Source organism: Vreelandella boliviensis LC1, from assembly GCF_000236035.1.
GTDB lineage: Bacteria > Pseudomonadota > Gammaproteobacteria > Pseudomonadales > Halomonadaceae > Vreelandella > Vreelandella boliviensis.
Window position 1 is genome coordinate 1,009,376 of record NZ_JH393258.1, and the last position, 7,281, is coordinate 1,016,656.

At 54.8% G+C, this 7,281-nt stretch carries 9 protein-coding genes and 1 pseudogene; 4 read left to right on the forward strand and 6 right to left on the reverse strand.

Translation table 11 applies throughout. From position 1 onward, the window contains the following. Positions 1 to 126, forward strand: a pseudogene (locus KUC_RS20075) (carboxylating nicotinate-nucleotide diphosphorylase); the annotation flags it as partial. A gap of 3 nt (positions 127 to 129) precedes the next feature. Here the strand turns inward: KUC_RS20075 and KUC_RS13770 are convergent. Beyond that, positions 130 to 657 (reverse strand): GNAT family N-acetyltransferase, encoded by a 528-nt coding sequence (locus KUC_RS13770; RefSeq protein ID WP_007113825.1) that lies wholly within the window; start codon positions 655 to 657, stop codon positions 130 to 132. A 139-nt stretch (positions 658 to 796) separates the two neighbouring features. Here KUC_RS13770 and tsaA point away from each other — a divergent pair, with 139 nt between their 5' ends. Continuing rightward, positions 797 to 1,531, forward strand: coding sequence for a tRNA (N6-threonylcarbamoyladenosine(37)-N6)-methyltransferase TrmO (gene tsaA, locus KUC_RS13775; RefSeq protein WP_007113826.1), 735 nt, complete (start codon positions 797 to 799; stop codon positions 1,529 to 1,531). 19 nt (positions 1,532 to 1,550) lie between these two features. Here tsaA and purC read toward each other — a convergent pair whose 3' ends face one another. From purC to dapA, 3 genes are all read right to left on the reverse strand, one after another. Then, a complete protein-coding gene (gene purC / locus KUC_RS13780; protein WP_007113827.1) occupies positions 1,551 to 2,267 on the reverse strand; it encodes a phosphoribosylaminoimidazolesuccinocarboxamide synthase in 717 nt (238 codons plus the stop codon). A gap of 32 nt (positions 2,268 to 2,299) precedes the next feature. After that, positions 2,300 to 3,283, reverse strand: coding sequence for an NlpB/DapX family lipoprotein (locus tag KUC_RS13785; protein WP_040480908.1), 984 nt, complete (start codon positions 3,281 to 3,283; stop codon positions 2,300 to 2,302). A 76-nt stretch (positions 3,284 to 3,359) separates the two neighbouring features. Beyond that, positions 3,360 to 4,244: a 4-hydroxy-tetrahydrodipicolinate synthase gene (gene dapA / locus KUC_RS13790; protein ID WP_007113829.1), complete on the reverse strand. Its 885-nt coding sequence runs from the start codon at positions 4,242 to 4,244 to the stop codon at positions 3,360 to 3,362. A gap of 307 nt (positions 4,245 to 4,551) precedes the next feature. On the opposite strand from dapA, the gene KUC_RS13795 reads away from it, so the two are divergent. Next, positions 4,552 to 5,028: a peroxiredoxin gene (locus KUC_RS13795; RefSeq protein WP_007113830.1), complete on the forward strand. Its 477-nt coding sequence runs from the start codon at positions 4,552 to 4,554 to the stop codon at positions 5,026 to 5,028. A gap of 66 nt (positions 5,029 to 5,094) precedes the next feature. On the opposite strand, the gene KUC_RS13800 is transcribed toward KUC_RS13795, so the two are convergent. Together KUC_RS13800 and KUC_RS13805 are read right to left on the reverse strand one after the other, a co-directional pair. Beyond that, positions 5,095 to 6,204 carry an AI-2E family transporter gene (locus KUC_RS13800; protein ID WP_007113831.1) on the reverse strand — a complete coding sequence of 370 codons (1,110 nt, stop codon included), beginning with the start codon at positions 6,202 to 6,204 and terminating at the stop codon, positions 5,095 to 5,097. Continuing rightward, on the reverse strand, positions 6,201 to 6,464 hold the full coding sequence (locus tag KUC_RS13805; protein WP_007113832.1) for a sulfurtransferase TusA family protein: 264 nt from the start codon (positions 6,462 to 6,464) through the stop codon (positions 6,201 to 6,203). Before KUC_RS13805 ends, KUC_RS13800 begins: the two co-directional genes overlap by 4 nt. Before the next feature lie 200 nt (positions 6,465 to 6,664). Between KUC_RS13805 and KUC_RS13810 the strand changes: the two genes are divergently transcribed. Further along, the coding region (locus tag KUC_RS13810; RefSeq protein WP_040480910.1) for a M48 family metalloprotease at positions 6,665 to 7,281 on the forward strand (617 nt) is incomplete at its 3' end.

The window sequence follows — 7,281 nt, forward strand, 5'->3', positions numbered from 1 at the left end:
GTGGATGCCACCACCCTGCGGGCAATCGCGGATACCGGCGTTGACTGTATCTCTAGCGGCGCACTGACCAAAGATATCGCTTCCATCGACCTTTCCATGCGCATCACGCGCAGCTATAGCGTGTGATGATTAAGTTTCGACAGCGTTAAGCCGCTTGGAGAGCTTATAGCGCTGCAGCCGTTCTCCGCTTCGCTCTACCCACTCTTCGCCGTGGTTCTCCCAGCCACGGCGCACTAGCCGCTCATAGAGCATCGAACTGGCGTCTATTTCCACCCGCCCAAGCCCCTGCTCCAACAGCAGGCGCTCGGCATGTACCAACAGCGTGGTGCCGATACCGCGGCCGGACAGTGAGGGCCATACGTAGAGAGTTTCAACCCTACCGGCGACTAAATCCAACTCCAAGAACCCCACGCAGCGACCATCGCAGGTAGCGACTAAGGTCGTGTAGAGCGCTTGCCGCACTCCCCACGCACTGCCTTCCCGGGGCAGAGCATTGGCCCACGCACGCCGCTCATCCAGTGTGTAGTGAGTGGCAGCCCCCTGCATGACAGCGTGGTAAAACACTTCCGCCTGGTCGGCGGCATCACGTGCCAGCGCCGCGCGGTACATTACCCGCGTACCGGTTGTTGGCGCTTGCTGCTCCTCGGTATTGGTCATGCGTCACCTCTGAGCTGTTCAGCTATCATTTGATCAAGACACATTCGATCACGCCTCATTTGGTCACGCTTGGGCCATTGCCTGCTTTATACTACGCAAATCAACGCTATGCGAATCAACCCTAGCAAAAGGCAGTGTGATGGACGATGCACATAACAGCGAGCACTTTACGCTGACGCCCATTGGCCTTGTGGTCAGCGACTACCCGGATAAATTCGGCATTCCCCGCCAGCCGGGGCTCGCTCCGGCTGCCAATGCCCAGCTTGTACTCACCGCTCCCTACAACGACCCACTCGCTGTGCGCGGCTTGGAAGACTTCAGCCACCTGTGGCTAAGTTTTATTTTTCATCAAAGCCCCGAGCGCTGGTCGCCGCTGGTAAGACCGCCACGCCTGGGGGGCAATAAAAAGGTCGGGGTTTTTGCCAGTCGCAGCACCCACCGCCCTAACCGCTTGGGCCTCTCTCTGGTGAGGCTAGTCGGTATCGACACCCAGCACGGCGTGACCCTGCAGCTCCAGGGCTGCGATTTGGTCAGCGGCACCCCGGTAGTCGATATCAAGCCTTATCTGCCTTGGGCCGAATCCCATCCTAACGCACAGGCTGGTTTTGCCCCCGATACACCGTCACTCATGGATGTTACCTTTCATCCAGCGGCACTGGATACGCTCGCTCTGCGCCAAGACAGTGCCACCCTGCTGGCATTAATTGAGCAGGTGCTAAGCCAAGACCCAAGGCCCGCCTATAAGCAAAAGGATAGGGCGTCTGATCGACTCTACGGCGTTCGGCTACGTGATGTGGACGTTAAATTTCGCTATCGCCAAAAAGGCGAAGCCACCACCTTGGAGGTGATGGCTATCGAACCTTACGCCGAGTAAATGACACAAGCGTGGCGGTTTAAGCGGGGAAGGTAATCCCTAAACGGCGGCCAACTTCCTCATACGCCTCGATCACGCCGCCCAACCCCTGACGGAAGCGGTCTTTATCCAGCTTCTCACGGGTGTTGGCGTCCCAAAGGCGGCAACCATCCGGAGAGAACTCATCCCCCAGCACGACCTCGCCTTTGAATACACCAAACTCCAACTTGTAATCCACCAGCAGCATATCGCCTTCAGCAAACAGTGCTTTGAGGATATGATTAACCTTGAAGGTTAACACCTTCATCTTGGCTAACTGCTCAGGCGTTGCCCATCCGAAGGTCTCCGCCAGTGACTCATTAATCATCGGGTCGCCCTTCTCATCGTTCTTTAAGAACAATTCAAAGGTAGGCGGTGTAAGTGCGATACCTTCTTCTACGCCGAGTCGTTTTACTAAGCCACCGGCGGCGATGTTACGTACCACACACTCCACCGGGATCATCTGCATCTTTTTGACCAGACTCTCCGTATTAGAGAGCTGCTTTTCAAAGTGGGTGGGAATGCCCGCTTCCTGCAGCCGCTCCATAATGTAGGCGTTAAAGATATTATTGACCATGCCCTTACGGGCCAGCGACTCCACTTTTTTGCCATCGAAGGCACTGGTGTCATCACGAAAATTGAGCACCAACAAATCCGGATCGTCGGTGGTATACACAGATTTCGCCTTACCGGCGTAGAGTTCTTGGCGCTTTTCCATGGGGGCTCCGTAAGGGGACAAGGATGAAAAAATTAACGTAAATAGCCGGAGACACGCTCAAGCAGCTCGCGCTGATCATCGGCACTGAATGCCCGCTCACTGGCGTTAATGGCACGCAGAATCGTCTGGTCGCCGTTAGGTTGCAAGGCAAGACGGATCTCTTGGGACATCTTGCGCACGTCCGGGCTGAACACGATTTGCAGCGGGTTACGGTTGCGCTCGGTTTCGGTCATATACTCAACCATGAACTCGTGACTAGCCGGATCGGCGGCCAGCAAATCACGCTGCCCTTCCTGGGCAAAATCCAGTTCAAGATAGTGATTCAACTCGGCCCACACGCGGTCAATCGGCTGCGGAATAACCACTTCCCACTTGTCGCCTTGCTGGCGTATTTGCAGCGTTTGCTGATCGGTAAGGCGCTGAGCCGTCCAGGAAGAGGAGACGCTGACGGACGCACTGCGCGCACTTAGGTGGCTCTCAAGCGCCTCCAGGCAGCTAGCCATAGTTTGCCCGCCGCGTTCGCAACGAACTTCGCTGCTGCCTGCGCGCAGTGCGCTTTGTAGCTGTATTTCCGCTTGGGACGTAACGATAACCCCCTGGGAAGCGCTGCTTTGTAGGACTTCCAACTGACGGCTGCGTACAAACTCTTCCAACTGCGGCCAAACCGTACCGGTATCGGCGGGCACCACTAACCAGGTTTGGTCACCCACTTCACGGCGCTCAACGTACTCTGGCTCCAGGCCACTGCCAATAGCGAGTGACTGCGGTGGGCGAATTTCTGCCGCTTCGTCAAGCCGTGTACCTTGGGTCGCGGCTTGAGGAACCGGCAGCGCATCGCGGTAGCGTTGGGTATTACGGGACTCTGGCAGCACCAGAGGCGGTGCTGGAGCCGCCTCGGTGTAGTCCAGGTTGCGGTCGTGGTAAAAACCATCCCGCGCACAACCAGAGAGCGCGACAGCCGCTGCGAGTGCCAGCGGAACCCATTTAAGCACACGTATTTCAAGCACAGAGCTCATCAAGCCACCTTAAGTCAACAAATCAAGTACCCAGCTCACGGTAAGTGAGCTGGGTAGCAAAGGGTATTGCGTCGGGTTACTCCTCTACGACGCCCGCCAGTTGCAGCGCTTCACTAACCGTAGCGTGGTACTTTTCCGACAACCAGGTTAGCGGTAATCGAATCCCCGCGTCCGCGTAACCCATACGATTCAACGCCCACTTCACCGGGATAGGGTTCGACTCTATACCCAGATTGGTGTGCAGTGGCATCAAACGCGTATTAATCTGGTGCGCCTTATCGGCATCACCAGCCACGGCGGCCGCGCAAAGCTCATGCATCGCCCGGGGGGCAACGTTGGCGGTTACTGAGATATCACCATGGCCACCCATCAACATAAAGTCACAGGCAGTTGCATCGTCACCGGAGTAGAGCATAAAGCCACTGCCTTTTAGGCGAGTAATTAGATCTTCCGCACGCTCTAGGTTCCCCGTAGCGTCTTTTAAACCGATAATATTATCTACTTCGGCCAGACGTAAGACGGTCTCGTTGTAGATATCCGAGCAAGTGCGACCAGGCACATTGTAAAGAATGACAGGCAGGTCGCTGGCCTCGGCGGTGGCCTTAAAGTGCTGAAACAGCCCTTCCTGAGTAGGCTTGTTATAGTAAGGCGCAACCGTTAAGCAATAATCGGCACCGACCTCTTTAGCATAGCGGGTCAGCTCTACTGCTTCGGTGGTGTTGTTCGAACCAGTACCGGCAATGACAGGAATACGGCCATTCACCTCTTCCACGACGCTGCGAATGACGTCAAAGTGCTCGGCGAAGGACATGGTAGTCGGTTCGCCCGTGGTGCCAGCAGCCACAATGGCATCAGTGCCATTGTCGAGATGGAAGTTCACCAGACGACGAAGCGCCTCCCAGTCGATGTCGCCATTGACCTTCATAGGCGTCGCCAGGGCGACAATGCTGCCTGTGATCATCCGTTTATTCCTCACCAGCCAAATTGTGATATCAACTATCTATGTGTTTTAGATGCTATGTTTTTGAGTGCTACGTAATTTAATTCTTGTCGAAACCGAGCGCGATCACGCTATTTTGCATCAAGCGCCTACATTGCACAGAGGCTAAATGGTACTCAGGCGATTCGAGCCTGTACAGCGTAAAGCGATGTGAGTTTGTCGTCACCCTGTTTTGAGCTTTGACAACGGCCCCTGGCTTACGTGTAATCGTGCTTAGCACTTCACCTAAACACTCCACCTTAAAACCCACCCTCTGTGAGGACACATTATGCCTGTTGAAATTGGTCAATCCGTTGCTGACTTCTCCGCCACTACCACCGGTGATACCACCATGACGCTATCGGGACTGCGCGGCAAACAAGTGGTGATTTACTTCTACCCCAAAGCCAGCACGCCCGGCTGCACCACCGAAGGCGGAGACTTTCGTGACCGTAAACCCGCCTTCGACGCTGCTAACACGGTGATTCTCGGCGTCTCTCGCGACGGCCTACGTGCCCAAGAAAACTTTAAGGCCAAGCAGGATTTCAATTTCGATCTAATCTCCGACAAAGACGAAAATGTTTGCACGCTGTTTGACGTTATCAAGCTCAAGAAAATGTACGGTAAGGAGCACCTCGGCATCGAACGCAGCACTTTCCTGATAGATAAACAGGGTAAGCTAGCTACCGAGTGGCGCGGCGTTAAAGTGCCTGGCCATGCTGAAGAAGTGCTTTCTGCAGCTGAAAAACTTAACGCGTCCCGCTAGCTTTCCCAAGTCCCTTGCAGCTAACCCCATTACCCGTGTCGATCCCCCTTGGGTAATGGGTGAACCTTATTCGGCCTCCTGTGTCGCCGGTGCTTGCAGCCCTCTCCGTTCATCACGTCCATGCATGCTTCGCGGCCAAGCGTAAATCAGTGCTTTCAGCAGCGTTGCCAAGGGAATGGCAAAGAAAATACCCCAGAAGCCCCAAATCCCACCGAAGAATAGCACTGCCACAATGATAGAAACCGGGTGAATGTTGTTGGTCTCAGAAAACAATACCGGTGCCAATACATTGCCATCCAGCGCCTGAATCACACCGTAAGCCACCACCACATAGACAAAATCTTCGCTAAGGCCAAAATAGAATCCCGCCACCGCGGCTACCGGCAGTGTAGCTACAGCAGCACCGATATATGGCACTAGTACAGAAAGCCCTACCAACACCGCCAACAGCGCAGTATACGGCAACCCAAAGAACGCAAAGGTAAAGAACGCCGCCGTACCCACGATTATGATTTCAATAAATTTACCGCGAATATAGTTGGCAATTTGATCGTCCATCTCACGCCAAATGCGCGATAGCAGCGTACGTTTTTGGGGCAGCAGCGAAAGCATAAAACCGACCAGTATGTCGCGATCCTTGAGCATAAAGAACACCAGAATCGGCACCAGCACCAAGTAGATAATCAGCGACATAATATTGCCTATCGAGGCCAGCGAGAGCGTTAAGGCGCGCTGGCCTAACTGGCTAATCTCGCGGCTTGCTACGCCTATCCAGCTCTGCATCTGATCTGGCGTAATAATGTTCGGATAGCGCGCCTGCAACTCATCCAACCACCCCTGGCCACTAGCGAACATCCGCGGCGTCTCCTGAACCAGCCCCACTAGCTGATTCCAGATCAACGGCATTAGAATAAACGCCAGGGAGAGCAGCACACTGATAAAGGCTAAAAAGACCAGGATGACCGCCAGCAGATGCGGCAACCCCCGCCGGGTAAGCGCACCCACTACGCCTTGGAGCAGAAACGCGATCACCAATGCGGTAAAAAATGGCGCCAGCATCCGTCCAAACCAAATAATCGCTGCAAAGCCCGCCACCAGGACTACTAGCAGGATGAGCGCCTCTTCGTCTGAGAAGTAGCGCTCAACCCAGCTTTTTAGAATCGTGCGCAAGGTCATGAGTGCGCATCCCCAGCTTTTCTAATCCAATAAACATAAACGTCGTCGCGCTGCTCACGGCCTTCCAGCGTATGCGCACTCTGGTCGGTAAACGTCGCCATATCACGCCACGAACCGGCATCCGTTGAACGCACTTCCAGTAACTGACCAGCTGCCAAGCCTGTCAGGGCCTGTTTGGCCTTTAGCAAAGGCAACGGGCAATGCAGCCCACAAGCGTCAAGCACCGTGTCGGGTTGAAAGCCCTCGGTCTGCTCAGACATACACACTCCCTCAAAATGACCTGCCTATTCACGGCATAGATTTATAAATGTTGCTGCATAAACATTGTTTAATAACCGCTGCGGCATAAACTGTCTTTTTAGCGATTGATTTCACTAGGCTGTCGATTTAACGGCACTTCCCAGCCTTTATCAATGTCACACAGTCACTGCTATGCTTAACCATCACTTAAGAGGATGCCATGCCGACCCTTCGTACCGCTTGCCCAGGCTGGATATGTGCGTTCGCTTGTGCCTTTGGCAGCCTACTTTTTAGTCCGCAAAGCGCTGCTATCAACGATTACGATTTGCCAAGTTTAGGGGCAGCGTCTACCTCCGTCAGCAATGAAGAGTATCGCTTGGGCCGTGCGTGGCTGCGCCAGTTTCGTGCCCAAGCCCCACAGTGGCAAGACCCCATTGCCAATGACTATTTGCAAAGTCTGATTGCCCGGCTAGCCCCGCATAGCCAAATTAACGGCCTACGCACTATCACCGTTATGGTCGATAACGGTTCACTTAACGCCTTTGCCGTACCTGGCGGCGTAGTGGGCATCAACTCGGGGCTATTCGCGTTTGCCGTAGATGAAGGTGCCTTTGTCTCAGTGTTAGCCCACGAACTGGGGCACCTCTCTCAACGCCACTATGCCCGGGGCAGCGCCCGCGCGGCCCAGACCCAGCTGCCCGCTATGGCGGGCATGCTGGCAGGCATGCTGATTGCCGCGAGTGGTGGTGGCGACGTGGGCATCGCGGCCGCCATGGGCTCTCAGGCGGCGCTGCTTCAGGATCAGCTCAGCTACTCACGGCTGGTTGGACAGGAAGG